We start from the raw sequence: 25,214 nt of genomic DNA, 5'->3' as shown, positions 1-25,214 counted from the left end.
GAAGATGCCACGATTATGAAACCGTGCGCGCGGCACGGGAAACGCGCGGAATGCCGTCCCGAAATTGCCATCTATGCGGGCATCTACGGATCATCTAGTTGTGTTTGCACACGCGAAAGACCGGGCAAGAGAGCCTTGGATGCGCGGTCACGATCGAGAAGGATCGACGTTGGACGGATTGATCGGACATACCGGCTTTGTCGGCGGGAATCTGAAGCGTCAGCATGCGTTCGACGGTCTGTTCACCCGTGCCAACGTGGCGGACCTGGTCGACGCCGATTTCAACACGTTGGTCTGCGCGGCTGCGCCCGGATCCATGTTCGAGGCCAATCGCTTTCCCGAGCGGGATGCCAGCCGCATCGACGCCTTGATCGGCCAACTCGATGCGGTGGGCTTGGCCCGGCGCTTCGTGTTGATCTCCACCGTGGCGGTACTGGCCGGCTTCACCGCCGAGAACGAAAGCACCACCGCGTTCGAAACGGCGACGGCCTATGGCGTCCATCGCAGGCGGCTTGAGACTTTCGTGGCGGAGCGGTTTCCAGGTGCGCTGGTGGTGCGCCTGCCCGCGTTGTTCGGGCCGGGGTTGCGGAAAAACTTCCTGTTCGATCTGATGAACCCGATGCCCTCGATGGTGCCGCCCGCCGGGCTGGAGGCGCTGGGTGAGGCGGCCAGGGCGGATGCCGCGCTGCTGGAAACTCTGTACCCGCTGGACGATGAGCTGGGCATGCATGTCGTTGACCGGGATGCGCTGGATGCATCCGGGCGGCGAGGTGCGTTGGAGCAGGCGGTTACCGCGGCGGGGCTTGGTGCCTTGCGGTTCACGCATCCGGAAAGCCGCTTTCAGTTCTACGACATGCGAGACTTGTGGCGCGATATCGGCCTGGGCCTGGACCACGGGCTGGACGTGCTGCACCTCTCCCCCCCGCCCCTGTCGGCCGGCGCGGTGCACCTGGCGATCACCGGAAAGACGATGCCGGAGACGGCTGCGCGCATCCACAACGAGGATATGCGCACGGGTCATGCTTCGTTGTGGGGCAGGAATGGCCCCTACAAGCATTCTGAAGACGAAGTATTGGCGGCGCTGCGATCGTTCGCGCAGGCGGAACGGATCACGGCGTGAAGCTCGCCGTCTCCAACATCGCGTGGCCAGCGACGGAACGGGACGCGGCCTATGCGATCCTGCGCGATCATGGCGTCACCGGGCTGGAGATCGCGCCCGCGCTTTTCCTGAGCGAATCCAGCGACCCTTTCGTGCCCACCGACGGCGAGGTGGCCACCGCGATGAAGCGGATGCAGGCTGCGGGGTTGGAATTGGTTTCCATGCAGTCGCTGCTGTTCGGCGTCACCGGCGCGGCATTGTTCGAAGGGGAAGAGGCACGCGGCAATCTGATCGCGGCGTTGGAGCGTGCGATCGCCTTGACCGGACGGCTGGGCATTCCCAATCTAGTGTTCGGCTCGCCAAGACAGCGCGCCTACCCGGATAACCTGTCCGCTAGGGAAGCACGGGAACAAGCGGTCGCGGTATTTCGCCGCCTTGGCGACAGCGCGGTCCGCGCCCGCACCCGCATCGCCATGGAGCCCAACGGACGCGCCTACGGCACCAACTTCCTCAACCGCGTGGCAGAGGCCGAGGCGTTCGTGCGGGCGGTGGATCACCCCGGCATCGTGTTGAATTTTGATATTGGAACACTGCACATGGAGGGCGATTTCGACGCGATCGAAGCCATCGCCACCGCCGCGATCGACACGATCGGTCATGTCCATATCAGCGAGCCACAACTGGCCCCCGCGCCCGCCGACCCGGCGCAGGCGGCCCGCGCGATCCGGGCCTTGCGCAAGGCGGGCTGGACCGGCTGGCATTCGATCGAGATGGCTGCCACCAAGACACCGCTGGCGGATCTGTCCGCCGCGCTTGGTCGGCTGCGCCAGGCGATCACCCTCGCCGATCCGGTGCCCACACCGTGAGCCCCTCCGCACCAACCGGCCGCCAGCGCGACGATCTGCTGATCTCCATCGCACTATCCGCCGCCCCGCGCGATGCCGGTCAGCTGGCACAACTGTCCGCGCTGGCGCGGTCCCTGGATTCCCGATTCCGCTACTGGGAAATGCTGATCTCCTTCGATCCGGAACGGGACGGCGCGGCCAGTTTGTTACAAGCAGCCATTCCAAACCTGCGGCTGCTGCATCTGCGCCCGGGCGCAAGCTTCTATCATCGCCGGCTGGCGGTAGCGTCAGAGGCGATCGGCGATGTCGTGCTGCTGACGGCTGCTTCGGAACTGGGCTATCTCGATGTGCCCGCGATGATCGAGCAGGCCGAGGCGCGTCAGGTTCTGGTCATGGGTCGCCATGTCTCGGCCAATCCGCTGGGCTCGCTGGCGATGGCCATGGGACGCGGAGCGGGGCTGACGATCGGCCCGCACGATATGCTGACGATGGCCCTGCCCCGCGCGCTGCTCGGCATCGTCCTGGCGCATCCCGACCGCCTGCTGGCAACGCGGTTCCCCCCTGTGGACCAGCGCCTCCCGATCGTACGGCAGGACATCGCCGCGAACCCGCAGCTGCCACGCTTCCGTGCCGGGTCCGAGACAGGGCCACTGCTGTTCAGGCGCACCGAAATTCTGCATCGCCTGACGATCAGTTCCGCACCGCGCGTGCTGACGCTGGTGGCGGTGGCGGCGCTGATGGCGACGGGTGGGGGCGTGCTGTTCGCAATCTACAGCGTAGTAGTCTGGCTGACGCTGGCGCATGTGCAGCCCGGCTGGTTCACCACGTCGCTGGCGCTGAGCCTGACCGCGGTGTTCCTCGGCTTTGCGATCTTCGGCCTCTCGATCGGCCTGCGCCGCGTGCTGGAAGCCTTGACCGCATCGGACGAGGATCTGGTGATCGACGAGGCCGCCCCGATCGACTTGTTCGGCAAGGTGATGGACGAATTCAACGTGGAGATCGCCACCCAGCATCAGGCCCAGCACCAAACAGCGCAACCTCAGGTCCGCTCGGCCGCCGAATGACGGGGCGCGGCAGTACCGAAGCGGATTACGTCATCGTCGGCGGCGGCTTCTATGGCTGCGCGCTGGCGCTATTCCTTCGCTCACTGGGCAAGCGGATCGTGCTTGTAGAGGCCGGGGACCGACTGCTGGGACGCGCGTCCCGCGTGAATCAGGCACGGGTGCATACCGGTTTCCACTATCCACGCAGCGCCCTTACCGCCGTCAAGTCGATGGTGCTCCATCGCCGTTTCGCCGCCGACTTTCCCGAAGCGATCGTAGAGGATTTTCAGATGCTCTACGCGATCGCGCGGCATCGCTCCAAAGTGTCGGGCTTACGCTTCCAACGCATGTTTGCCGAGATGGGCGCGCCGATCGCGCGGGCCACGCCATCACAGGCCGCGCTTTTTGCCGGTGATACGATCGAGACGGCCTTCGCGTGTGACGAGTTCGCCTTCGATTGGTCGGTCCTTGCAAGGCACATGGGCAACCGCCTCGACGCGCTGGGTATCGCCGTGCGGCTGAACACGCGTGCCGATGCTCTGGAGATCGCGCCCGATCGCGCCACCGTCCATCTGTCGAGTGGCACCGCCCTCACCGCGCGTTTTGTCTTCAACGTCACTTATGCGCAGACCAACGGCCTGCTGCGCGATGCTGCCCTGCCCCAAGCCGCTTTGAAGCACGAGCAGACCGAAATCGCGCTGGTCGAGGTCCCGGACGAGCTTGCCGCTTATGGCTTCACCATCATGGACGGGCCATTCTTTTCCTGCATGCCCTACCCCAGCGCCGGGCTTCATTCGCTGACGCATGTGCGGTACACGCCGCACCGCCATTGGACCGATGCCACCGCAGGCAAAGGGGCCTATGCCGTGTTCGATGATCTGCCACGGGAAACCCGCCAGCGGCATATGATCCTGGACGCCGCCCGCTACGTGCCCGCACTGGCGCAGGCCCGCTACGATCGCTCTTTGTTCGAGGTGAAGACGGTGCTGGCCAAGAACGAGCGAGACGATGGCCGCCCTATCCTGTTCCAGCGCCAACCCGCGCGATCGCCGGTCATCTCGATCATGGGCGGCAAGATCGACAACATCTACGACTTGTTCGACATCCTGCGCCAGTCCGAGCCGGAATGGGCAGAGGCGGACGACCGCTTCGTTCATGGCCGCGCGATGAGCCTGACATGATCCAGCGGCTTTTCGCCTCCTCGCTCGTCCGGTTCGGCCTGGTCGCCGTGGCCGGGCTCTGCGTCGATCTCGGCACCGCCTGGGCGCTGCGCAGCTTGACGACGATCCCGCTGACTCTGGCCGCGTTCCTGGGCTTTGTCGCCGGCGCGATCTTCAATTACCTGCTGCACGAGCGCTGGACCTTCGGCACCAAAGCCGCTTCGGCCAAGCGCGGCTCACTCTATCTGCTGGCCCTGCTGGCGACGCTGGCCACCCGCCTGGGCGCGGTCGCGCTGCTGGAACGCTACGGCCTGCCTGACCTAGGCGTGCTGATCCTGGCGACGGGGGTGTCCTTCATCGTCAACTATGTCCTCAGCCGCTTTCTCGTCTTCCGCCCCGCTCCGGAGAGCTTACTTTGACCGCCGACCCGCCACGCCAGATCCCGGCGCACCGCGTCGACCTGCTCTCGGAACGCCGCCACGATCACGCGCTGGTGATCCCGGTGATCAACGAAGGCGGGCGTATCCGCGCCCAGCTGGCCCGCGTTGCGGCCGCTAGTCTGCCGGTGGACGTGATCGTGGCAGATGGCGGCTCCACCGACGGCTCGCTCGACCTGCCTTATCTGCAGGAACAGGGCGTGCGCGCGCTGCTGACCAAGACCGGCCCCGGCAAGCTCAGCGCCCAGTTGCGCATGGCTTACGCCTGGTGCCTGGATGAGGGCTACGAGGGCATCATCACCATCGATGGCAACGGCAAGGACAATGTCGAGGCGGTGGCACAGTTCGTCACCAAGCTGCGCGAGGGGTACGATTATGTTCAAGGCTCGCGCTACGCCCGCGGCGGAAAGGCGGAGAATACACCGCTGGAGCGCACCATCGGCAATCGCCTGATCCACGCGCCGATCCTCAGCTTGGCGGGGCGTCGCTGGTTTACCGATACCACCAATGGCTTTCGCGCCTACTCCCGCCGCTATCTGGTCGATCCTCGCGTGCAGCCTTTTCGCGAGGTGTTTTCCGCCTACGAATTGCTGTTCTACCTTACTGCGCGTGCCGGCCAGCTGGGCTATCGCGTGTGCGAGATCGGCGTGCGGCGCAGTTATCCCGTGGGAGAAGCGGTGCCCACCAAGATCACCGGCGCGGGCGCTAAGTGGGGCGTCATAAAGCAACTGCTGTCTGCCGCCAGCGGCAGGCTCAATCCGCGTTAGCTCAAAATCCCTACGCAACCACAAGACGACTGGCGCATTGCGGCATGGTAATTCGCATGTGCCGCGATAAAAGGGGACTGATGAGCAAGCTTGTTCCGGTAATTCTGTGTGGCGGTAGCGGCACGCGTCTTTGGCCCCGCAGTCGGGCAAGCAAGCCCAAGCCATTCCTGCCGCTGATAGGAAACACAACGCTGTTTCAGGCGACGATTGCGCGTTGCCCGGCGACCGATGGGTTCGATCCGCCCTTGGTCGTGACAGGGGCCGCACATTTGGCGCATGTGGAAGAGCAGCTAGGTAACACCGCCGGCTCGCAGATCATCGTCGAGCCCAGCGCCCGCAACACTGCCGCCGCGATCGCGCTTGCCGCTCTGCGTCTGCCGGAGGACGCCATTATGCTGGTGTGCCCCAGCGACCACCACATCGGCGATACCAAAGCTTTTGCCGAAGCCGCCTGCACCGCCGCGGAACTGGCACAGGACGGCTGGTTGGTCAGCTTCGGCATCGAGGCGACTGCGCCGGAAACCGGTTTTGGCTATCTAAAGCGCGGCGAGGCGATCGGAGACCAAGCCTTCCGCACCGCGCAATTCGTGGAAAAGCCTGACCTGGAACGCGCCATCTCGTTCCTCTCGGAAGGTATCTACGCTTGGAACGGCGGCATCTTCGCCTTCAAGGTGGGAGACTTCCTGAAGGAACTGGAAAGCCACCGCCCGCAGATCCTGGCTGCGGTGCGTGATGCCGTCGCCAAGGGGCACGAGGACGGCAATCGCTTCCACCCCGATCCGCAGACCTTTGCGACGGTGGAAAGCGAATCGGTAGACTATGCGGTGATGGAAAACACCAGCCGCGCCGCGATGGTGCCGGCTGACATGGCTTGGTCCGATATCGGCAACTGGCCCGCGCTCCACGTTGCGCGCGATCGCGACGAGCAGGGCAACGCTACGCGCGGCGATGTGGAGTTGGTCGATTGCCAGAACGTCCTGGTCGATAGCGATGGTCCGCGCGTGTCGGTGATTGGATTGCAGGATGTTTATATCGTGGTGGACGGTAACGACATCATGATCACCACCGCCGCCGGCGCGCAAAAAGTCGGCAAACTGTTTGGCGCGGCAAACCAATGAGCGGCGCGCTCCCCACCAAGCAGGTCGAGAAGCCCTGGGGCAAGGACACCCTGCCCGCGCCGTTCGTCGCCCCGTCGGGTAAGCGGATCGGCGAAATCTGGTTCGAACCGCCGCCGGAACTGTCGCAGCTGCTGGTGAAATACATCTTCACCAGCGAGGCGCTGTCCGTCCAGGTCCACCCGAGCGATGCGCAGACGATCGACAAGGGCATGGGCCGCCGGGGCAAGGAAGAGTGCTGGGTGATCCTAGATGCCGAACCTGGCGCCAAGCTGGGCATCGGGTTCAAGCAGCCGCTCGATGCCGACGCCATGCGCGCCGCCGCGCTCGATGGCTCTATCGAGGACTTGATGGAGTGGCACACGGTATCGCCGGGTGACTTCTTCTACATCCCGGCCAACACCGTGCATGCCATCGGTGCGGGCATCAGCTTGATCGAAGTTCAGCAGAATTCCGACATTACCTATCGCCTGTACGACTACGGCCGCCCACGCGAGCTGCATCTGGAAGAAAGCGTGGCCATCGCCAAGGGCGAGCCCTATGCCGACAAGTGGAAGGCCCGTGCGCCCGAGGGCACTTCGGTCAATCTGGTGCCTGGACCTCTATTCACGCTGGATCAGGTTTACGGCAGGCCGGATAACGCCACCGTCAATCGCTATAAAGGCGCGCTTCTGGTGATCCCGCGTGAAGGCCCGGTGCATGTCGCCGGTCGGGAAATCGCACCCGGCAGTTGCGCTCTGGCGGATAGCCTGGACGACGTGGCCTTCGCCAGTTCCGGCCTTTGCCTATTGGCCGCGCCCTGCCGCTGACGCGTAAGGACGGGGGCGGCATCGCGGCGTCTCCGACCCGACATGATGACGCCCCCACTCTAACCGCGACAAGTCTTGCAGCACTTTTCGCGGTGGTGGTTCTTGTGGCCGCCGGTGCCATGCAAGCATCCCGTGGGCTGTGGCAGGATGAAGCCACCTTGCTCGCAAACTTTGGCTTGCCATGGACCGCATACTTCCACAGCCTGCCATTCTACGATCAAGCAGGACCGCCGGCGGCCTTACTAACGTTGAATGGGGCATGGCTCGCCACCGGCGGATCCATCATCGGCACCCGCACCCTGTTGCTGAGCTTTCATGTCGTGATCATGGCCGGGATCGCCTGGCAGGCGTTTAACCGTCGAGACGAGCCCGTCCTGCTGGCAATAGCCATGATGGCGGTAACGCCCCTGTTCGTTCGCTATACCGTGGAATTCAAGCAATACGGCTTCGAACTACAGGCTGCTTTCGTGTTCATAGTCGCGTTGCGGTGGTTTCCGGCCCGCCCGGTGGCGGTGATGGTCGCAGCGGGCTGCCTGTCCCTCTTCTCTTACTCGATGATGCTGGTGGTCGGCGTATCCGTACTCGACGCCGTCCTCTTTCGATTTCGAACGGCAGTGGGAATAAGGTGGCTGAAAGCTCTGATCATCTATTCGCTCGGCTGGGTTGCCTGTTACCTGCTTCTGTTCTCTCCGGCGACGGCGTTGCAGAGCCGGAATTATCCGACGGCATACCAACGTTTATCGCTAAGCGCCTATCTGCATGATCCGATGCGGCTGGAGGCGCAGCTGGAAGTGATTCCCCGTGCGCAAGCCGGCGTCGTTTTGCTTTGCGCCAGTGTCGCTATAATCGGTCTGCTATTGGCCCGACGCGGTCTCCCGCGCTTGTCGATCCCTGCTATCCGGCACGAAACCTGGCAACCGTTGCGGGTTCTCCTTGGCCTGATCGCGCTTACCCTACTGCTGTGGCTGGCCAGGCTGTATCCTATATCCTCGAACAAACAGTTCCTCTTCACTATGCCGATCACTGCGTTGGCGATGTCAGAGATATTTTTTGCCGTCTGCGTTCCGGGAAAGCCAAGGAGAGTATGGGCGACATGTATCGCTCTCGCCCTGACCTTGATCCCGAGCGGCGCAATCACATTGTCGCGCGAGTGGACGAAGCGAACCGATTTTCAGGATACGCTCGGGCTATATGCCTACCTTAAGCGCCAGCCTGAAGCGCTGGTGCTGCCCGACGTCTTCTTCGAGCCGACGCTGCGTCTGTACATGGCGCAAGACTCAAATCCGCCTGCGCAGGTGGCGGGTCTGCTGGCCTCCACGTCGCGACCGATGGAGCCACCGCAGCGTCTTGTGGCGATGCTGCGCAATCGCGACCGGCAGATCCCCCAACATCTGTGGGAGCAGCTATACACCTATGACTTCTATCCCGAGTACGCGCGCTGGCTGGTGAGGCATGCCGCGGGTAAGGGTCCGGCGATCGTAGCCGCGACCCGGTTGTCCAACGACAACGAGCGCGCCTATCTGAACGCCGCGCGTCAGCAGGGTTGCCAGGCGGCGATCCGCTTCAGATCGCGCGAAGTTCTGGCGATCCAGCTGTACTGCCTGCCTGCGCAATCTTGAGCGCGGCCAGGCAAGCCGATCAGATTATGTCCGCCACGCCCTCCAGCGCGTCCTTCAGCTTGGCGAGGGCTTGGGCCTTTAACTGGTGGACGCGCGGAATGGAGACGTTCAGCACTTGCGCGATCTCGGCGAGATTCAGTTCTTCCACGAAGTAGAGCGAGACGATCAGCCGCAGTCGTTCGGGTAGCGCGCCGATCGCGGCGACCACCGCTCCGCGCGTTTCCTCATCCTGCAGCAGCGTCAGGCTGTCCGGGTTCTGATCGGCGAAGGCGCTGTCCTGGTCGGAATAGACCTCGTCGATGGAATCGAAGCGCAATGGCTGGCTGGTATCGCGCAGCAGGGCGAGATGCGCTTCCTCGATTCCCATCGCGGCGGCGAGTTCGTGGCCGGCGGGCTCCCGGCCCAGCTTGCCGCGCAATTCGGCTTCCTTTTCGCGCAACAGGCGCGCGCGTTCGGTCGCCCCGCGAGACATCGGCACGGTGCGACGGATGAGGTCCACCATCGCCCCGCGCACGCGCATCTTGGCATAGGCGGCAAAGCCATCCTCGCTGGGTCCGGCATGCTTTTGCGCGCATTCGGTCAGCGCGACGAGCCCGGCCTGAACCAGATCCTCCAGTTCGATGCCGGGACGGCCCGTGCCGTTGACGTGCCACGCCAGGCGGCGGACCATCGGCAGGAAACGGCGGACCCGGTCGGCGACTTCGCCTTGATAGGCGCCAGCAATCTTGCGCGGGGAGGCGAAAGGCGATTGGTCTAGCTTCATGCGGCCATGTCCAAAGGTTCGATGATTTGGGGATCGGGGAGAGCGTGGGGCGCAGGCGCGGGCGCGCCGATGACGTCCACCACTTCGATGGGTTGCGTGGGCGGCAGCTCGGAGATCGAGATGACGAGGCAGGAGGGCGCGCGCAGGCGCAGCAGCGCGGCCAGCACCTTGCGGGCACGGGGCTGCACCACCAGCGCCAGCGGCGAGGCGTTGGGCCCGCGCGAGGCGCCCAGCATGGCGACATGCTCGCCGATCATGCGGGCAAGATCAGGTTCGATCACCGGCTGGCCGGTCACCGGATCGTGCATGCCCTGCACGATCGACTGCTCCAGCGAGGCATCGAGGGTCAGCACCGGCAGGCGCTCATGCGGGGGGCAGATGCGACCGACGATCAGCGAACCGAGATCGGCGCGCACCAGTTCGACCAGGCGATCGTGGTCTGCGGTCTGCATTACCCCACGGCTGAGCGACGCGAAGATCGGCAGCGGATGGCCGACGGGAATGCCATCCTCCAGCAGGGCGCGCATGACGCGGGTGATCGCGGCCAGGCTGAGCGGTGCGGGATGGATCGTCTCGATCAGGCCCGCCGAATGCTCCTTCACGCCGTCGATCAGCGCCTTCACCTCGTCCGGACCCAGCAGGTCCTGCGGGCGTTCGGCCAGCAGCTGGTTAAGGTGAGTGGCGATCACGGTACCGGCGTCCACGGTCAGAAAGCCTTCGGCCACCGCATGATCGCGCGCGGCGGGATCGATCCAGAGGGCCGGGCAGCCGAAGCTGGGATCGCGCGTGGCCTCGCCGGTCAGGGTATGGGTGTGCCGCGCCTCTCCGGCGTCGATCGCCAGGATGCGGTCGGCCCGGATGGTGGCGCCGCCCAGGATCACGCCGCCCAGCACGATGCGATAATCGTTGGGGGCCATGTCCAGCGCGTCGCGCACGCGGAACTGCGGCACGATGAAGCCGAACGTCTGAGACAGCTGCTTGCGCACGCCGGTGATGCGCGCGACCAGGGGGGAGCCCTTGCGCTCGTCCACCAGCTGCACCAGGCCATAGCCAAGCTCGATGGTGACGAGAGTGTGGTCCGACACGTCCTCTAGCACGATGCGGCCGGGATCGGGTGCTTCGGCGACGATCGGCTCCACCACCACGACCGGGCGGTTCGCGCGCTTGCGCAAGGCGTGCCAGATCCACGCGGCGATACCGGCGGCCGGCAGGAAGATCACTTGCGGCATCGCCGGGATGCAGCCGATCGCGGCCAGCACCACCGCAACCGGCAACCAGGTGCTGGGCGTGGCGAACTGGCCGCCGATCTGACCGGCAAGGTCGCGGCTGTCGGAAACGCGCGTGACGATGACGGCGGCAGCGATCGAGAGCAGCAGCGAAGGCACCTGCGCCACCAGCGCGTCGCCGATGGCAAGCGTGATATAGTGCTGCGCGGCTTCCCCGGCGGAAAGGCCGTGGCTGATCATGCCCAGGCAGAAACCGGCGATGATGTTGACGCCCAGGATCAGCAGCGCGGCGACGGCATCGCCCTTCACGAACTTGCTGGCACCGTCCATCGAGCCGTAGAAGTCCGCCTCGGTCGCCACTTCGCGGCGGCGGGCCTTGGCTTCGTCGGCAGTCATCAGTCCGGCGGCAAGGTCGGCGTCGATCGCCATCTGCTTGCCGGGCAAGGCGTCTAGGGTGAAGCGCGCGGACACTTCGGACACGCGGCCCGCGCCCTTGGTGACGACGACCATGTTGATGATCATCAGGATCAGGAACACGAAGATGCCGACCGCGAAGTTGCCGCCGATCAGGAAGGCGCCGAAGCTCTCGATCACCATGCCCGCCGCGCTTTCACCCTCGTGGCCGTGGACCAGCACCACGCGGGTGGAGGCGACGTTCAGCGCGAGGCGCAGCAAGGTGGCGAACAGCAGGACGGAGGGGAAGGAGGAGAAATCGAGCGGCTTGGTCGCGTTCATCGCGGCCATCAGGATGGCGACGGACAGCGCGATATTGAGCACGAATGACACGTCGAGCACGATCGCGGGGACCGGCACGATCATCAGCACGATCAGGACCAGGATGCCCGCAGGCAACGCCAGCGAAGCGCCGCCGGATAGACGATTGAGGAAACTCACAGGCCGAACCTCGCCAGCTTGGCATAGGCGTCACGAATGTGCGCCGGGGCACCCGCAGCGCTGCCGCCGAAGGAATCGTTAAGGGTATCCGCCATCGAGCGGCTTGGGGTGGCGGTGGGCGCGGGCATCTGCGCCTGCGCGGAGTGGAATTCCTGCGCGATCGGGCCGCCGACCGGCAGCGTGAAGCCGGGGGTGGCGGGATTGGACGCGTCGTAGCCGGCGGCAGATGCCCAAAGCTGCGCCCCGCCGGTCTCCATCGCATTCGCTACCCGGCCACGGATCAAGTCCATCACCCCGCCCACGGTGCGCGGGCCGCCGGGGCCGTAGAAGATCGAGCGGTTCGCCGCGGCGGCTTGCGGCAGGATGCCGGCGGCGATCGCACCGGGGTTTGCGGACAAGGCGGACAGGAAAGTGGTCGCACCGCCGATGCCCAGGAAGTGGCCGAGGTACAGCTCGGCGGCGTCCGGCTCGCGGCCGAGCGCGGTGGCGAGTTCGGCGCGGTTGTCCGACGCCAGTTCGCCCGCCATCAAGGCCGAAGCCTGGGGATCGTAGCGCAGCGCCATGATCTGCGCGCGCATGGCGGGATCGGTGATCCGCCCGCCGGAGATCGCATCGCCGGCCCAGCCCAGCCCGTGCTCCGCGCCATGGCGGTCGAGCGTCTGCAACCAGGTTCCGTTGGTGAACTGATAGAGCCCGGCGGCGCTTGAGGTCGGCGCCTTGGCCGAAGGGTTCAGGCTGGATTCGATCTTCGCCTGGGCCAGCAGATAATTGAAGTCCATCCCCGTAGCCTGCGCCGCACGCGCGATCGCCGCCCGAACGGGCGCGCCGCCTGGTGCGACTGAAGCTGGGGTGGCGGACGACCCGCCGACATATGGGGTATCAGGCAACGCTGGCTCCCGGTGAAAGTACCGGTGGCTATTTAGCAAGAGCCGTGCCAATTTTTTATGAGCGGGTCTTAAAACCCGACAGGCATGTCCGTCAGCCTACCTCGACACGAAAGGAGGCTGGCTGGAAATCTGAGTTTTCAGCGCGCTCCGGCGTAGGCATAGCGCGGGCCGGCATGATAGAGCTGCGGCGAACCGGTCATCGCGTTCAACCGCGCGGTGACGTTGGCGGCCACCAGGTTGCGGACCTGGCGGTTTACCTCGTTCAGACGCTTGGCCGCTTCCAGCATTCCGCGGCATTCCTCGTCCAGAACCACGCCGGCGGCGTCTTCCAGCGATCCGCACAAGCGGTTCTTGTCATTCGCCGCACCCATGAGCGCGTCGATATCCAGGCCGGCAAGCGCCTGCCGTTCTTCTTCCAGGACGGCAAGCATCTGCCGCAACTGATCACGCAGCATTGCCGGGAATGAAGACTGGACTTGGCTCACGGATGACCGCTCCTCAGGATGATGCCGGCTGCGATCATGGCATCCGCGATCCGGGCGGGGACCAGCGGATACTTGCCGCTTTCCACCGCCTTGCGGATTTGCGAGACGCGATCGGTATCGACCGGGGCTTCCCCCGCGTCCACCGCCACGCTGGTGGCGACACCGGGCGCGGCCGTCTTGGCGGAGGCCTTGCCGCTGGGGACAGCGGCGGCGTTTTCGGTGCCCGCTCGGCGGGCTATCTCGGCACTCACCGCGCCGATCGCGCGGGGAGCACCCACTTCGATGGGTGGCATAATGGCCGCTCCTTGAACTCTTCTTGAAGGGAAGAACGGTAGCGGCGCGGAAGGTTTAAGGGGTGTGGCGGCAAATTCGTGCCGCGGGTCCGGCAAAATAATGCTTACGCGTATATACTTAGCGCAGGCACGCCAGATTTTTGCGCCGAGATGGCGACGGCGAAGTGTTAACGCGCGTCAGTCCAGCGGCAGCGAAACCAGCCCCGGGCGAACCACTTGGGCACGCATGGGTTCGGCGTTGGGCTTGGCGTTGATCGGGCGGACCCTGATCCAACTGCCGACCGCGCCGGACTCCATGGCCTCGCCCGGCTGCGCCACGCTGAAGCCATCGCCGTTCACCGCGATCGAGATGCCATCGCCGCGATTGATCGCGGGCGCTCCGCCCGGGCCTTGCAGGTCGCGCTTGATCGGCACGAACAACCGCCAGCTGCCCGGATCGCCGCACTGGACGATCACGCTTTCATGATTCTGCGTGCGCCACGACAAGGCGAGCGGGCTGGCGCAGGGCGCAAGTCGCAAGCGGCGGTCGACCGGCGTCATCGCGCCGCCGCTCTGGCCGATTTCCGCGCCGGTGAAGCCTGCGACTTCCCGGTCGATCGCGGCAAGGTCGGCATAGCCGGTCGATGCGGCGGCGAGGATGGCGAGAACGATGCTCATGGTCGATCCTTGGATGGAAGCGTTTGCGCAGAACTACGCAAATTACGTGCCAGCCGCGCTTCGGGCGCATCATAACTGATGACCACGCGCAATCCCGGGCTACCCGGTTCCACCACGACGCGGGCATCGCCGGCTTCCCGCGCGAGAGCCTGCGCGCGTGCCAGGGCTTCATTCATCGCCCCCGGCGCGTAGCTGGCGGTGATCGTCACCTGCTGGCGGGGATCGCGCGGCTGCTGGGCCAGCCACTCCTTCAGCGGCGGCGCGCCTTCGCCCGCGATCCAGACCGCCACCGGTTCACTGCGTGGCGCCAGCTGAGGTATAGAAGTCGTGGCGCGCGTGATCGCCGGAGCGGCCTGGGCCTTGGGGTCCTGCCGGGCGACGGCGCTGGCGGTCAGCATAAACAGGATCATCGACAAGTCGGCGATGATCGTCTGCCAGCCGGTGCCGACCTTGATGCTCATCATGCGCGCGCCTGCCGGTGCGAACCAGCGGAAGCCGTTGCGGCCGAAGCCTCGTGCAGTTTGGGCACGGCCGGCGCGATCTGCGCCTCCAGCCAATCCACCACGACTTGCCGCTCACGCTCTTCGGCCTGCGCCGCACGCTCGATCACGCGGGCGAGCGGCGCGAACACGATATTGCCCAGCAACAGGCCATACAGCGTCGTCAGCACCGCCATGGCGATCGCGCCGGTGAAGTCCGCATGGGCCGCCCCGCCCGAAGGCAGCTGAGTAAGCGAGATCAGCGTGCCCGCCATTCCGAACACCGGAGCAAGCTCAGCCGCCTGCGCGAACGTCTCCACCGCGTGGCGCGCACGCTCCTGCCGTTTCAGGCGGTGATTGCGATGCGCATCGCGCAAGGCGGTCAGCGAGTGGGTCTGGGCCATTGCGTCACACGCATCGTCGAACTCTTCGTCGCCGAAGTGGTGGGACTGCGCGCGTACCAGCCCGTCGCGGCGGATCGCCTGGACGTGCGTGGCCAGTTCCCCGCGCGCACGCTCGGCGTTGAAGCGCCCCTTGCGCAGCGCGAACAGCGCGCCGATCGCGGTGCGGCAATCCGCCCAGCCACAGCGCAGGAACGTCGCCACCAGTGTTCCGCCCACCACGACGAGGGCGGATAGCGGATCGAGCAGGCTCTGGACGTTCAGTGCGACTTGCATGCGGATTGCACTCCTTCACCACAGCAGAACGGCGGGCATTTCAGTCCTTTTCGCACTTGGCCGACATTTGCCGGAAAACGGCAAACCTTTGCCGCCCGGCTGCCGCTCACGGCCCCAATGCGACTTTTCGTAGGCCTGCAAAGCATTTGGCACGGTGTTTGCTGAGATATCCCGCGAACACCCGGACGAGCCTTGAGCCAGTCCATCGGAAAGGAAACGAAGCGATGAGCCAGAGCCTGTTCGGCATCCATGCCGCCGCTCTCGAACTGCGCTCTCAGCGCATGGGGATGATCGCCGGCAACATCGCCAATGCGGCGACCCCCGGCTACAGGGCCAAGGATATCGACTTCCGGGCCGCGCTCGCCGCCAGCCAGAAGAATGGCAGCGGCGATGCCGACGGCGCGGCCAAGGGCGCCACGCTCTATCGCGTGCCGGTGATGCCATCAATGGACGGCAACACCGTGGAGCTGCAGAACGAGCAGATCGCCTTTTCGGAAAACGCGGTGGGCTATTCCACCACGCTGGAATTCATCCGTGGCCGCGTCGAAACGCTGACGCGCGCGATGCGGGGCGAATAAGCGATGCCCGGCTCCATCTTCGACGTCGCCCAGCGCGGCATGTCCGCCCAGCTCGTCCGCATGAACGCGGCGGCCTCCAACCTGGCGAACGCGGGCACGGTGACCGGCAGCGAGGCGGAAGCCTATCGCCCGATCCGCGCCGTCTTCGCCGAAGACCTCGACCGCGCGACCGGCATGGCATCGGTCCGGGTCCAAGGCTTGGTGCGCGAGAATGCCGCCGCGATCCGCCAGCACGAGCCCGACCATCCGCTGGCCGATGCCAACGGCGATGTCTGGACCGCGCCGGTCGATGAAAACGCCGAGATGGTCGAGATGCTCGAAAGCTCGCGCCAGTACCAGAACATGGTGGAGGCCCTCTCCACCGCCAAGCAACTCATGCTCGATACGATGAGGCTCAAATGACCGTAAGCTCAGTCTTTCAGAATTACGCGACCACATCCGGCGCGGGCAAAGTCGAAACCAGCAATGGCAAGACCGGCCTGGCCTCGCTGGGCTCCAACGATTTCATCAAGCTGATGACGGCGCAGATGAAGCAGCAGGACCCGACCGACCCGGTCGACCAGAAGCAGATGCTGGCGCAGATGGCGCAGTTCTCTACGCTGGCGAACAGCACCGAGATGGGCAGCACGCTGAAGGCGATCGCTTCCAAGCTGGACGTGCTGATCACCAACCAGCCCACAACCACCACCACGCCCACGGCTTCCTAAGGAGCGTCTTTCATGTCCTATTACACCTCGATCAGTGGGCTGAAGAACGCCCAGACAGACCTGAACGTCATCAGCCACAACATCGCCAACGCGGAGACCAACGGCTTCAAGAAGTCCCGCGTCGAATTTGCCGACATCGTGGCCGGTTCGTCGTTCACCAATCCCAAGCAGCAGCAGGGCATCGGCTCCGCCGTAGACTCGATCACGCAGAACTTCTCGATCGGCCCGGTGGAGCAGACCGGCTCGGCGCTGGACGTGGCCATCACCGGCGACGGCTTCTTCTCGATCAAGTCCCCCACCGGCCAGACCATGTTCACCCGCAACGGCTCGTTCGCGGTGGATGAGCAAGGCTATATCAACGATGGCACCGGCAACCGGCTGCAGGCTTTCGCCGGCACCGCCACCACCGGCACCCCCGGCGATGTGAAGATCCCGGCCAGCAAGGGTACGGCCACCTTCACCGGCGTGACCATCAGCCCCAAGGGTGTGATCAACGCGTCGTACTCGGACGGTTCGAACGACACCGTGGGCACCGTCGCCCTCGCCACCTTCATCGCCCCTACGGGCCTGAAGCAGGTCGGCAGCTCGAACTGGACGCAGACCGGCCTTTCCGGTGCCGCGACGTTTGGCGCGCCCGACACCGCAGGCAACGGCGCGCTGCTGTCGGGCTCGATCGAGCACTCGAACGTCGACGTCGCCGAGGAACTGGTGAACCTGATCACCGCACAGCGCTATTTCCAGGCGAACGCCAAGGCGATCGACACCGCCACGCAGATCTCGCAGACCATCATCGGCCTGCGGACCTAAGGCCTGACCCATGGACCGGCTCATCTACACCGCCGTTTCCGGCATGAACGCCTCGATGGTGCGCGAGCGCATGATCGCGAGCAACATGGCGAACGCGCAGACCATCGGCTTCAAGGCCGAAGTGCTGCAGGCGCAGTCCGTCACGCTGGACGGGCCACAGCTGGACGTGCGCTCGATGAACCGGTCCGAGGTCAAGGGCGCGTCGATGAAGGAAGGCGCGGTCGTCCAGACCGGCCGCCCGCTCGACGTCGCCATGACCGGGGACACCATGCTGGCGGTCCAATCGATCGACGGCCAGGAAGGCTACACCCGGCGCGGCGACTTGTCGGTCTCGATCACCGGCGTCGTGCAGAACGGTGAAGGCCTGCCGGTGCTGGGCCAAAGCGGCCCGCTGATGGTGCCGCCCGGCGCCAACGTCTCGATCGCGCAGGACGGCTCGCTGCTCGTCACCGATCCCGCCCAACCCGATCAGCAGCCGCAGAAGATCGACCAACTCAAGCTTGTCAGCACCAAGGGCTCGCCGTTGGAAAAGGATCTGGCGGGTGTGTTCCGTGTGCCCGGTGGCGGCGTGCTGCCGGTGGACGAGAACGCCCGCGTCATCCCTGAATCGGTCGAGCAATCGAACGTCAATTCATCCGAGGTCCTGGTGGACATGATCGAGGCGCAGCGCCTGTTCGATCTGCGCACCAAGCTCGTTTCCACCGCCAAGGAGCTCGACGAAGGCTCCTCGCGCCTCATGCGCCTCGACTAATCCCAAGGAACCAGACCCATGCCCACCAGCGCCCTGCACGTCGCCCGCACCGGCCTTGAGGCCCAGGATCAGCGGATGCGCGTGATCGCCAACAACCTGGCGAACGTTTCCACCACCGGCTTCAAGCGTGACCGCGCCAACTTCGCGACGCTGGCCTATCAGAACGCCCGCGTCGCCGGGGCACAGTCCTCGGGCGAGACAGCTTACGCCACGGGCCTGAACCTGGGCACCGGCGTCAGCATCCAGTCCACCACGCGGATCGAGACGCAAGGCACGCTGGAGACGACCGACCGCTCTTATGACCTCGCTTTGGATGGTGACGGCTACTTCCAGGTGCAGCTGCCGGGTGGCCAACTTGGCTACACCCGTGCGGGTAATTTCTCCCTGACGCAGGACGGTCAGGTCGTGACGACGCAGGGCTATGCGCTGCAGCCGCCGATCAACGTGCCCCAGGGCACCACCTCGGTCACGATCAGCCAGGACGGCACCGTCTCGGCGCAGGTCACCGGCCAGAACGAGGCGCAGCAGCTGGGCCAGATCACCATCGCCAGCTTCACCAACCCGGCGGGATTGCAGGCCGCATCGGACAACTTCCTGATGGAGACCAGCGCGTCCGGCCCGGCACAGATCGGTATCGCCGGCGAGGAAGGCCGCGGCCACATCCGCCAGGGCATGCTCGAAGGCTCCAACGTCAACATCGTCGAAGAGATGGTGGACATGATCGAAACCCAGCGCGCCTATGAGATCAATTCCAAGATGATCTCCTCGGTCGACGAGATGCTGCGCAACGCGAACCAGACGCTGTGACGATGACCAACGCGACCAATCACGATTTCGCCTCTCCCGCAAACACCGGGGCCCCGCTGCCTTGGCTTCGCGACTCGGAAAAGGCGACCGGGCCAGCGGATCGCCCGCCGATGCCCGCGCCTTTGCGCAACTTGCTGCGCGCTGCGGGCGCCATCGGGGTCGCCGCCGCGATCAGCGCCGCCTTGCCCGATCCCGCCGCGGCCAGGAAGGCGCCCAAGCCCTCGGGCTTCGAACCGACCCTGCCCGTCGCCGCGCCGCTGCCGCCCGCCAACGGTTCGATCTTTCAACCCGCGCTGGGTTATGCCGCCCTCTATGAAGGAAATCGTGCGCGCCGCGTGGGCGATCCGTTAACCATCCGGCTGGTGGAAAGCACCACCGCATCCAAGGCGGTAAATTCGAAAAGTAACAAAGGCGGAGGTGCCTCCATCACGCCACCCACAGCCGGACCGTTATCCTTTCTTAACCCTAATGCCCTTAATGCGTCTTCGTCCTCGACGTTCAACGGACAGGGCAACGCGGGGCAGACGAGCAATCTCTCGACCACCGTCGCGGTCACGATTGCCGAAGTGCGCGAGAACGGCACCGCGCTGGTCAGAGGTGAGAAGCAGATGTTGCTGAGCCAGGGCGATGAATGGGTGCGGTTCTCCGGCATTGTTCGGCTGGCCGACATCGACATCGACAACGTGATCCTCTCCACGCGAATCGCCGACGCCAAGATGGAATATTCCGGCAAGGGCGCGCTGCAGCGTGCGAGCAAGCAGGGCTGGCTCGGCCGGTTCTTCAACGTGATCTCGCCGTTCTGATGCGCAAGCTTTTCGCCACTCTCGCTTTGGCGTTCAGCGCGCTGCTGGCTTTTGCTGCGCCCGCCAACGCCGAACGCGTCCGCGATCTTGGCCAATTCCAGGGCGTGCGCTCCAACCAGCTGACCGGCTACGGTATCGTCGTCGGCCTGCCCGGCACGGGTGACGATAACCTTGCCTACCTGACCCAGGCGATGAAGGGCGTTTCTGGCCGCATGGGCCTGACCCTGCCGCCCGGCGTAGCCCCCGGCCTCAAGAACGCGGCCGCCGTGATGATCACGGCAGACCTGCCCGCCTTCAGCAAGCCCGGCCAACGCATCGACGTGACCGTCAGCACCATCGGCAAGGCCAAGAGCCTGCGCGGTGGCGCTCTCATCATGACCCCGCTCTACGGCGCGGATGGCCAGATCTACGCGATGGCGCAGGGCAACCTGGCGGTCGGCGGCCTGGATGTCGGCGGCCGCGATGGCTCGAACGTCACCATCAATATCCCCACCGTCGGCCGCATCGCCGACGGCGCTTCGGTAGAGCGCGCCGTCGCCACTGGCTTCGACAACGGCGGCGATCTCAGCTGGAACCTGTTCACGGCCGACTTCATGACCGCCAGCCGCGTGCGCGATGCGATCAACCGCAAGCTGCCCGGCACCGCCACGGTTACCGATGGCGTCTCGCTGGCGCTGCGCCTGCCACCCAATGCCGACACCCGCGCCAGCCTGATGGCCGCGATCGAGATGATCGACGTCAGCCCGGCGGAGACCCCGGCCCGCGTCATCGTCAACAGCCGCACCGGCACCGTCGTCATCAACAGCGCGGTGCGCGTGGCCCCTGCCGCGATCAGCCACGGCAAACTGGTGGTCCGCGTGGACGAGAAGCCCACCGTGGTGCAGCCCGCACCGTTCAGCGGCGGCCGCACCGCCGTGGAGCAAAGCTCGCGCATCCGGGTCGAGGAGGAAGACCGCAAGGTCATGATGTTCCAGCCCGGCGCGTCTCTGTCGAAGATCGTGGACGCGCTCAACATGCTGGGCGTCACCCCGTCGGATCTCGTGGCGATCCTGGAAGCGCTGAAGCAGGCCGGTGCCCTCAAGGCGGAGATGGTGGTGATATGACGAGCATTTCGGCCCCAAACCTGGCGAGCACGAAACTGGTGGCGGGCAACGCCACCCAGCGTGAGAAGCTCTCGGCCTCGGCCAAGCAGTTTGAGGCGATCTTCGTGCGCCAGATGCTCAGCGCCGCACGCAAGGCCGACTTCGGCGGGGACGATCTGTTCGGCGGTCAGGCGCTCGATACCTTCCGCGAGATGCAGGACAACCAGTTCGCCGATATCGCCGCGCAGACCGGATCGCTGGGCTTCGCCGCCAAGATCGAGGCGCAAGTCGCGCGCCTGCTGCCGCACGAGGCGAACTCTCCGGCAACGCCGAAGGGAGCAAAGTAAACCATGGCTTCCGATCTCATCGCCATCGCCCGCAGCGGCACCCGTGCGGCCCGCGCCGCGCTGGACGTGACCGCGCAGAACATCGCCAATGCCTCTACCGAAGGCTATGTGCGGCGGTCGGTGTCGCTGAGCGAGGTTTCGGGCACCAGCAACGGCGCGGCGGGCAACATCAGCCTCTCGGGCGTTCGCGTCAGCGGCGTCGCTCGCAATGCCGACGCCTTTCGCCAGGCGGAAGTACGCCGCACCGGCAGTGACGCCGCGCGCGCCAGCGCCGAAGTGCAGGGCCTGGAGAATATCGAATCCTCGGTCGAGCAGAGCGGCCTTTATGACGCCTCGGTGGCGTTCGAAGGTTCTCTGCAGAAGCTGGCGTCCGACCCGACCGACAGCGCCCTGCGCGCCTCTACGCTCGAAAGCGCGCGCACCCTTGCCAAGACCTTCAACGTTACCGCCGGCAGCCTGAAGTCGGCCGGAGACGGCCTGCGCTTCGAAGCCGACGCCGGGGTCAGCCAGGTCAACACCCTGGCCGGGGAACTGGCCAAGGTGAACGCCCGCCTCTCGCGCTCCGCCGACGCGTCCAGCGACCAGACCATGCTGCTGGACCAGCGCGACGATCTGCTGACCAAGCTGAGCGCGCAAGTGGACGTGACGACGGTATTCTCGTCCGACAAGACGGTCGAAGTGCGCCTGGGCGGCAGCACCGGCCCACAGCTCGTCTCAGGCAACAAGGCCGGGACGCTGGCCATGAACACGGCGGCGGACGGCACTTTGTCGTTCAAGCTGGACGGCACCGCCGTCACCCCCGCGTCCGGCGCGATCGCGGGCAAGAATCAGGCGCTGGTGCAGCTCGCGCAGACCAGCAAGGGCATCGATGCGATCGCGGCGAAAGTCGCGGCCACCGTCAACGCGGCGCAGGCCAATGGCGTAGATCTGGATGGCGCGAGCGGGCAGCCGATCTTTTCCGGCGCCACCGCCGCCGATATCCAGGTCGTCGCCACCAACGGCAGCAAGATCGCCACCGCACCGGCCGGGGCCGCGGCCAAAAGCCGGGACGCCACCAACCTTTCCGCTTTGCGCACCGCGCTCAGCACCGCCAATCCGTCCGGCGACATCGACGGCGCGATCTTCGACGTCTCCAGCGCCGTATCAGGCCGCAAGGTGACTCGTGACGCGCTGACCGCCATCGCCGACAATGCCAGCCTTTCGCTCCAGAGCCAGGCAGGTGTCGATCTCGACCAGGAAGCGGTCAACCTCGTGCGCTACCAGCAGGCATTCCAGGCTTCAGGCCGCGTGATGCAGGTCGCGAACGATCTGTTCGATACGCTCCTGGGTATCCGCTGAGGCCGCCGCCATGACCATCTTCTCCACCAACAGCACCAGCGCCTTTTACGACCGGGCCCGTGGCGACATGACCTCCCTGCGCAAGCAGACCGAGGCGCTGCAGGCGCAGATCAGCAGCGGCAATCGCCTGACCCGTTCGTCGGACGATCCGGTGGCGGCATCGCGCCTGCGGTCGCTCGCCCGTGCCGATACGCTGTCGAAAATCGATACCGCCAACGCCAATCGCGCCACCGCCGATCTTAACATCGCGGACGCCACGATGTCGGACATCACCACCGCCATCTCGCGCGCCAAGGAACTGGCCACGCAGGCGGCGAACGGCACTCTCAGCGATACGCAGCGCGCCAGCATCGGCAAGGAAATGGCGGCGATCCATGACACTCTGTTCAGCCTCGCAAACACGCAGGACAGCAATGGCAAGCCGCTGTTCGGCGGTGACGATGCCACCAGCGCCTACACGCTCGATGCCTCTGGCAACGCCACCTACACCGGCACCGCGCGCAGCGCCGAGGTGTCGCTGGGCCAGGGCCAGACCGTCACCCGCTCGCTCACCGGGCCGGAATTCCTGAACTTCAAGGTCGGCGGCGTCGACACCAACCTGATGGCCACGGTCAAGACCCTGGCCGATGCGCTGAACGCGGGCACCGGCGATCTCGCCGGCGCGGCGCGCGGCTCGCTGGATGCGCTCTCCGCCGGCCTGGACTCGGTGACAACCGCGCAGACGGTGGTGGGATCGCGGCTCGCCTGGCTCGACATGACGACCGAGCGCGCCACCAGGATGGCCGAAACCCGCGCCAGCGAAGAACAGGACGTGGGCGGCGCGGACTTCGCCAACTCCGTCGCCCGACTGCAGCAGATGATGACCGTGCTGGAAGCCAGTCAGGCCAGCTTCACCAAGCTTTCTCAACTCTCGCTTTTCAACCAGCTGCGCTGATGACTTCGCCCGTCATCCTCGAAGGATACTGAACCATGTTTGCTGCAATCGGCGTCGTCATCCTGCTGGTGATGGTGTTCGGCGGGTTCGCCCTGACCGGCGGCGCGCTCGGCCCCGTCATGGAAGCGATCCCGCACGAGATGCTCATCATCGGCGGCGCGGCCATCGGCGCCATCGTGACCGGCAACTCGATGCACGAACTGAAGGGCCTTGGCGCCTCGTTCGCCAAAATCTTCAAGGGGCCCAAGCACAACAAGCAGGACCATGTGGACGCCATCGTGCTGACCAGCCGGTTGATGAAGCTGCTGCGTTCCGAAGGCCCCGTGGCACTGGAATCGCACGTCTCCGATCCGCAATCCTCCTCGCTCTTCGCCGAATTCCCGCGCCTGCTGGCCAACAAGCCGCTGGTCGCGCTGATCTGCGACACCCTCACCCTGATCGTCGTCTCTTCCGGCACGCTGGAAACCCACGCGGTCGAGGAAGTGATGGACAACGCGCTGAAGACCACTTTCCACGAGATGCATGAGCCGCAGCACGCGCTTTCCAGCCTGGCGGACGCCCTCCCCGCGCTCGGCATCGTCGCCGCCGTGCTCGGCGTGGTGAAGACCATGGGCTCGATCGACAAGCCGCCCTCGATCCTGGGCGCGATGATCGGTTCGGCGCTGGTCGGCACCTTCATGGGCGTTTTGCTCGCCTATGGTATCGTCGCGCCGATGGCCGGCCGCCTCAAACAGATCATCGAGCAGGACGAAATGATCTTCCACGCGGTGAAGCAGGTCGTGATCGCCAGTCTGCATGGTTATCCCCAGCCGCTGGTGGTGGAAAGCGCGCGCTCCGGGCTGGGCCACGCCTTCCGCCCCGGCTTGTCCGAACTGCTCGACGCGATGAGGGGCCGCTGACGTGGCCAGCGCGCCCGCAGCCAAGCGCGGCAAGAACGAACTTCCCGCGCCGATCATCGTCAAGAAAGTCACCATCGTCGCCGGGGGCCACCACGGCGGCGCGTGGAAGGTCGCTTATGCGGACTTCGTGACGGCGATGATGGCATTCTTCCTGCTGCTGTGGATCCTGGGCGCGACGACCGAGAAGCAACGCAAGGGCATCGCCGACTATTTCTCGCCCACGCTGGTCAAGACCAGCCAGGGCAGCGCCGGTTCGGCAGAGGGACTGCTCGGCGGTTCATCGCTGACCGATGCCGACAAGTATCCACACCGCGCAGGTCAGACCGGTACCAAGACGCTGACGATCCCGCGCGACACGGTGGGCGGCCCCAAGGAAGGCGGCAGCAAGATCAAGCGCACCACCCGCGCCAAGCAAGCGCTGGAGCAGAAGCTACAATCCACGCAAGAGCTGCGCCGCCTCGCCAAGCAAGTGCGGATGGTGGACACGACCGAAGGCGTGCGGATCGACCTGGTGGACGATGCCAACTTCTCGATGTTCCGGCTGGGCACCACGATCCTGACCTCGGACGCCAGCGAACTGGTGCAGGCGATCGCGCAGGCCGTCGGCTCGGACAAGGGCTCGCTGACGATACGCGGTCATACCGACGCCACGCCGTGGCGCGATGGCGTGCCGGGCAACAACTGGTCGCTTTCCGCCGGCCGCGCCGAAGCGACGCGCCAGGCGCTGCTGCGCGCCGGGATCGGCGAGGACCGCTTCAACCGCATCGAAGGCGTGGCGGACCGCGAACTGCTGATCCCGGGCGATCCCTCAGACCCGCGCAACCGCCGGATCTCGATCCTGTTGCTGGACTGAGGGCGGGGAAGTCCAAAGGAAGTATCGCCCCCGCTCCCGTTCGTGTCGAGCGA

Annotated in this window: 30 protein-coding genes; 22 read left to right on the top strand and 8 right to left on the bottom strand. The window is 65.5% G+C overall.

All coding sequences use genetic code 11. From position 1 onward, the window contains the following. Positions 1 to 169 precede the first annotated feature (169 nt). From GGR39_RS03530 to GGR39_RS03490, 9 genes are all read left to right on the top strand, one after another. Positions 170 to 1,120, top strand: coding sequence for an NAD(P)-dependent oxidoreductase (locus GGR39_RS03530; RefSeq protein WP_183615863.1), 951 nt, complete (start codon positions 170 to 172; stop codon positions 1,118 to 1,120). Continuing rightward, entirely contained in the window at positions 1,117 to 1,965 is an 849-nt protein-coding gene (locus GGR39_RS03525) for a TIM barrel protein (RefSeq protein WP_183615862.1), read from the top strand. Before GGR39_RS03530 ends, GGR39_RS03525 begins: the two co-directional genes overlap by 4 nt. Then, the gene (locus GGR39_RS03520) at positions 1,962 to 3,008 is read left to right on the top strand and encodes a hypothetical protein (protein WP_183615861.1); all 1,047 of its coding nucleotides are present in this window, start codon (positions 1,962 to 1,964) and stop codon (positions 3,006 to 3,008) included. Before GGR39_RS03525 ends, GGR39_RS03520 begins: the two co-directional genes overlap by 4 nt. After that, positions 3,005 to 4,168 (top strand): NAD(P)/FAD-dependent oxidoreductase, encoded by a 1,164-nt coding sequence (locus GGR39_RS03515; protein ID WP_183615860.1) that lies wholly within the window; start codon positions 3,005 to 3,007, stop codon positions 4,166 to 4,168. The genes GGR39_RS03520 and GGR39_RS03515 overlap by 4 nt, the downstream gene beginning before the upstream one ends. After that, a complete protein-coding gene (locus tag GGR39_RS03510) occupies positions 4,165 to 4,566 on the top strand; it encodes a GtrA family protein (RefSeq protein WP_183615859.1) in 402 nt (133 codons plus the stop codon). The genes GGR39_RS03515 and GGR39_RS03510 overlap by 4 nt, the downstream gene beginning before the upstream one ends. Further along, positions 4,563 to 5,351 carry a glycosyltransferase family 2 protein gene (locus GGR39_RS03505; protein ID WP_183615858.1) on the top strand — a complete coding sequence of 263 codons (789 nt, stop codon included), beginning with the start codon at positions 4,563 to 4,565 and terminating at the stop codon, positions 5,349 to 5,351. The genes GGR39_RS03510 and GGR39_RS03505 overlap by 4 nt, the downstream gene beginning before the upstream one ends. A gap of 80 nt (positions 5,352 to 5,431) precedes the next feature. Continuing rightward, positions 5,432 to 6,469: a mannose-1-phosphate guanylyltransferase gene (locus GGR39_RS03500; protein WP_183615857.1), complete on the top strand. Its 1,038-nt coding sequence runs from the start codon at positions 5,432 to 5,434 to the stop codon at positions 6,467 to 6,469. Then, positions 6,466 to 7,275: a class I mannose-6-phosphate isomerase gene (locus GGR39_RS03495; RefSeq protein ID WP_183615856.1), complete on the top strand. Its 810-nt coding sequence runs from the start codon at positions 6,466 to 6,468 to the stop codon at positions 7,273 to 7,275. The genes GGR39_RS03500 and GGR39_RS03495 overlap by 4 nt, the downstream gene beginning before the upstream one ends. 104 nt (positions 7,276 to 7,379) lie before the next feature. Continuing rightward, the gene (locus GGR39_RS03490; RefSeq protein ID WP_221225904.1) at positions 7,380 to 8,894 is read left to right on the top strand and encodes a hypothetical protein; all 1,515 of its coding nucleotides are present in this window, start codon (positions 7,380 to 7,382) and stop codon (positions 8,892 to 8,894) included. Positions 8,895 to 8,913: 19 nt separating this feature from the next. Here the strand turns inward: GGR39_RS03490 and GGR39_RS03485 are convergent, their stop codons facing one another. The 8 genes from GGR39_RS03485 to GGR39_RS03450 all read right to left on the bottom strand — a co-directional run bounded on the left by GGR39_RS03485 (position 8,914) and on the right by GGR39_RS03450 (position 15,255). Continuing rightward, entirely contained in the window at positions 8,914 to 9,657 is a 744-nt protein-coding gene (locus GGR39_RS03485) for a sigma-70 family RNA polymerase sigma factor (protein ID WP_183615854.1), read from the bottom strand. Next, the gene (locus GGR39_RS03480; RefSeq protein ID WP_246388276.1) at positions 9,654 to 11,702 is read right to left on the bottom strand and encodes a flagellar biosynthesis protein FlhA; all 2,049 of its coding nucleotides are present in this window, start codon (positions 11,700 to 11,702) and stop codon (positions 9,654 to 9,656) included. Before GGR39_RS03480 ends, GGR39_RS03485 begins: the two co-directional genes overlap by 4 nt. A gap of 71 nt (positions 11,703 to 11,773) precedes the next feature. Continuing rightward, positions 11,774 to 12,664: a lytic transglycosylase domain-containing protein gene (locus GGR39_RS03475; RefSeq protein ID WP_343055759.1), complete on the bottom strand. Its 891-nt coding sequence runs from the start codon at positions 12,662 to 12,664 to the stop codon at positions 11,774 to 11,776. A 137-nt stretch (positions 12,665 to 12,801) separates the two neighbouring features. Beyond that, complete coding sequence (locus GGR39_RS03470; protein ID WP_343055758.1) at positions 12,802 to 13,149, bottom strand: flagellar protein FlgN; 348 nt, start codon at positions 13,147 to 13,149, stop codon at positions 12,802 to 12,804. Beyond that, positions 13,146 to 13,442, bottom strand: coding sequence for a flagellar biosynthesis anti-sigma factor FlgM (locus GGR39_RS03465; RefSeq protein ID WP_183615852.1), 297 nt, complete (start codon positions 13,440 to 13,442; stop codon positions 13,146 to 13,148). The genes GGR39_RS03470 and GGR39_RS03465 overlap by 4 nt, the downstream gene beginning before the upstream one ends. Before the next feature lie 177 nt (positions 13,443 to 13,619). After that, positions 13,620 to 14,099 carry a flagella basal body P-ring formation protein FlgA gene (locus tag GGR39_RS03460; RefSeq protein ID WP_058737773.1) on the bottom strand — a complete coding sequence of 160 codons (480 nt, stop codon included), beginning with the start codon at positions 14,097 to 14,099 and terminating at the stop codon, positions 13,620 to 13,622. Continuing rightward, positions 14,096 to 14,560, bottom strand: a complete 465-nt coding sequence (locus tag GGR39_RS03455) for a hypothetical protein (RefSeq protein WP_183615949.1) — start codon at positions 14,558 to 14,560, stop codon at positions 14,096 to 14,098. Before GGR39_RS03455 ends, GGR39_RS03460 begins: the two co-directional genes overlap by 4 nt. Further along, positions 14,560 to 15,255 carry a MotA/TolQ/ExbB proton channel family protein gene (locus GGR39_RS03450; protein ID WP_058737775.1) on the bottom strand — a complete coding sequence of 232 codons (696 nt, stop codon included), beginning with the start codon at positions 15,253 to 15,255 and terminating at the stop codon, positions 14,560 to 14,562. The genes GGR39_RS03455 and GGR39_RS03450 overlap by 1 nt, the downstream gene beginning before the upstream one ends. 224 nt (positions 15,256 to 15,479) lie before the next feature. Here GGR39_RS03450 and flgB point away from each other — a divergent pair, with 224 nt between their 5' ends. The 13 genes from flgB to GGR39_RS03385 all read left to right on the top strand — a co-directional run bounded on the left by flgB (position 15,480) and on the right by GGR39_RS03385 (position 25,161). After that, entirely contained in the window at positions 15,480 to 15,833 is a 354-nt protein-coding gene (gene flgB / locus GGR39_RS03445) for a flagellar basal body rod protein FlgB (protein WP_183615851.1), read from the top strand. Positions 15,834 to 15,836: 3 nt separating this feature from the next. After that, positions 15,837 to 16,235, top strand: coding sequence for a flagellar basal body rod protein FlgC (gene flgC / locus GGR39_RS03440; protein WP_183615850.1), 399 nt, complete (start codon positions 15,837 to 15,839; stop codon positions 16,233 to 16,235). After that, complete coding sequence (locus tag GGR39_RS03435) at positions 16,232 to 16,540, top strand: flagellar hook assembly protein FlgD (protein ID WP_183615849.1); 309 nt, start codon at positions 16,232 to 16,234, stop codon at positions 16,538 to 16,540. The genes flgC and GGR39_RS03435 overlap by 4 nt, the downstream gene beginning before the upstream one ends. Positions 16,541 to 16,552: 12 nt before the next feature. Next, entirely contained in the window at positions 16,553 to 17,347 is a 795-nt protein-coding gene (locus GGR39_RS03430; RefSeq protein ID WP_058737779.1) for a flagellar hook-basal body protein, read from the top strand. Positions 17,348 to 17,357: 10 nt separating this feature from the next. Beyond that, positions 17,358 to 18,098 carry a flagellar basal body rod protein FlgF gene (locus GGR39_RS03425; protein WP_183615848.1) on the top strand — a complete coding sequence of 247 codons (741 nt, stop codon included), beginning with the start codon at positions 17,358 to 17,360 and terminating at the stop codon, positions 18,096 to 18,098. An 18-nt stretch (positions 18,099 to 18,116) separates the two neighbouring features. Beyond that, the gene (gene flgG, locus GGR39_RS03420) at positions 18,117 to 18,905 is read left to right on the top strand and encodes a flagellar basal-body rod protein FlgG (protein WP_058737781.1); all 789 of its coding nucleotides are present in this window, start codon (positions 18,117 to 18,119) and stop codon (positions 18,903 to 18,905) included. Between the two features lie 110 nt (positions 18,906 to 19,015). Continuing rightward, positions 19,016 to 19,708, top strand: coding sequence for a flagellar basal body L-ring protein FlgH (locus GGR39_RS03415; protein ID WP_183615948.1), 693 nt, complete (start codon positions 19,016 to 19,018; stop codon positions 19,706 to 19,708). Next, complete coding sequence (locus GGR39_RS03410) at positions 19,708 to 20,811, top strand: flagellar basal body P-ring protein FlgI (protein ID WP_183615847.1); 1,104 nt, start codon at positions 19,708 to 19,710, stop codon at positions 20,809 to 20,811. Before GGR39_RS03415 ends, GGR39_RS03410 begins: the two co-directional genes overlap by 1 nt. Continuing rightward, entirely contained in the window at positions 20,808 to 21,137 is a 330-nt protein-coding gene (locus GGR39_RS03405) for a rod-binding protein (protein ID WP_183615846.1), read from the top strand. The genes GGR39_RS03410 and GGR39_RS03405 overlap by 4 nt, the downstream gene beginning before the upstream one ends. 3 nt (positions 21,138 to 21,140) lie before the next feature. Beyond that, the gene (gene flgK / locus GGR39_RS03400) at positions 21,141 to 22,475 is read left to right on the top strand and encodes a flagellar hook-associated protein FlgK (RefSeq protein WP_183615845.1); all 1,335 of its coding nucleotides are present in this window, start codon (positions 21,141 to 21,143) and stop codon (positions 22,473 to 22,475) included. Between the two features lie 10 nt (positions 22,476 to 22,485). After that, positions 22,486 to 23,409 carry a flagellar hook-associated protein FlgL gene (gene flgL / locus GGR39_RS03395; protein ID WP_183615844.1) on the top strand — a complete coding sequence of 308 codons (924 nt, stop codon included), beginning with the start codon at positions 22,486 to 22,488 and terminating at the stop codon, positions 23,407 to 23,409. 35 nt (positions 23,410 to 23,444) lie between these two features. Continuing rightward, complete coding sequence (gene motA, locus GGR39_RS03390) at positions 23,445 to 24,308, top strand: flagellar motor stator protein MotA (protein ID WP_183615843.1); 864 nt, start codon at positions 23,445 to 23,447, stop codon at positions 24,306 to 24,308. A gap of 1 nt (position 24,309) precedes the next feature. Further along, a complete protein-coding gene (locus GGR39_RS03385; RefSeq protein WP_058737787.1) occupies positions 24,310 to 25,161 on the top strand; it encodes a flagellar motor protein MotB in 852 nt (283 codons plus the stop codon). The last annotated feature ends 53 nt before the right edge of the window (positions 25,162 to 25,214 follow it).

This window comes from Novosphingobium fluoreni, from assembly GCF_014196615.1.
GTDB lineage: Bacteria > Pseudomonadota > Alphaproteobacteria > Sphingomonadales > Sphingomonadaceae > Novosphingobium > Novosphingobium fluoreni.
Note: the sequence above shows the minus strand (reverse complement) of the source record. Positions and strands in the feature narration are given on the sequence as shown.